This is a genomic window from Virgisporangium aurantiacum, from assembly GCF_016863635.1.
GTDB classification, from domain to species: Bacteria; Actinomycetota; Actinomycetes; order Mycobacteriales; family Micromonosporaceae; genus Virgisporangium; species Virgisporangium aurantiacum.
Map to the genome: position 1 here is coordinate 1 of NZ_BOPG01000194.1, position 1,000 is coordinate 1,000.

Below are 1,000 nucleotides of genomic sequence, written 5' to 3' on the forward strand. Positions count from 1 at the left end.
TAGATGACCTATTCCAAGGGGTCAGTGGTCGTAGGCGGTGAGGGAGCGGAGGACTGGTGTGCCGGTCTTGTCGTTGTGCCAGATCGCGGCGGTCAGTGCCAGGATGCGTTGTAGCACTCGCACCCTGACGCCGGTTGGGGTGTGACCGCCGTGGCGTTCGAGGTCGAGTTGGCTTTTGAAGGTGTGGTTGATCGACTCGATGGTCTGGCGTAGCGGCTTGAACAGGTGGGCGCCCTGGCGTGGGGGTTCACCTTTGCGGGCCGGGCGGAGCAGGTCGATGCCGGCTGCGGCCAGGGTGTACTCGAAGTCCTTGCCGTAATAGTTCTTGTCACCGATCAGGGTCTGTCCCGGTCGGTCGTGGGTCAGGGTGGGGTCGGCGTTCAGGATGCCGAGCAGGGTTTGCCGTTCGTCGGCCTTCGCGCCGGTCAACGCGAATCCGATCGGTAGTCCGCCGAGTGTGCATACCAGGTGCAGGCGCAGGCCCCAGAAGAACCGTGAGTGTGAGGCGCAGTAGCCGTATTCGGCCCATCCGGCCAGGTCCGAGCGTCGGGTGGTCTCCTTCGACCGGCCGCATTCCACCGGGGTGGAGTCGACTACCCACACGTCGTCGGACCACAACATCGTGTCCGTGGCCAGCATCCTGATCATCGTGGTGATCAGGGCGGTGGTCCGCCGTAGCCGCTTGTTGTAGCCGGGCTGACGGGGCAGGTACCGGAACAGGTGGCCCAGATGCCGGCGGGCGTGGCGTATCCATCGAGCTTCGGAAGTGAACCCGAGCAGTGCCTGCATCACTGCCAGGGTGACCAGTTCCGCGTCGGTCAGCCGTGGTGTGAACCCGACCGGGGGCCGCCACGGCGCCAGGTCAGGTGCCTCTTTGAGCAGGTCATCGGTTCTGACGTACAGTGCGGTCGCGAGGGTGTCCAGGTCGTTCGTCACACAATGATCATGGACACCCTCGTCTATGCCCGCCCACACCTACCCCTTGGAATAGCTCATCTAG

Annotated in this window: 1 protein-coding gene; it reads right to left on the minus strand. The window is 64.1% G+C overall.

What is annotated here, in order from left to right:
• Positions 1–21 precede the first annotated feature (21 nt).
• Positions 22–936, minus strand: a complete 915-nt coding sequence (locus tag Vau01_RS63005) for an IS982 family transposase (RefSeq protein WP_204015480.1) — start codon at positions 934–936, stop codon at positions 22–24.
• Between the last annotated feature and the right edge of the window lie 64 nt (positions 937–1,000).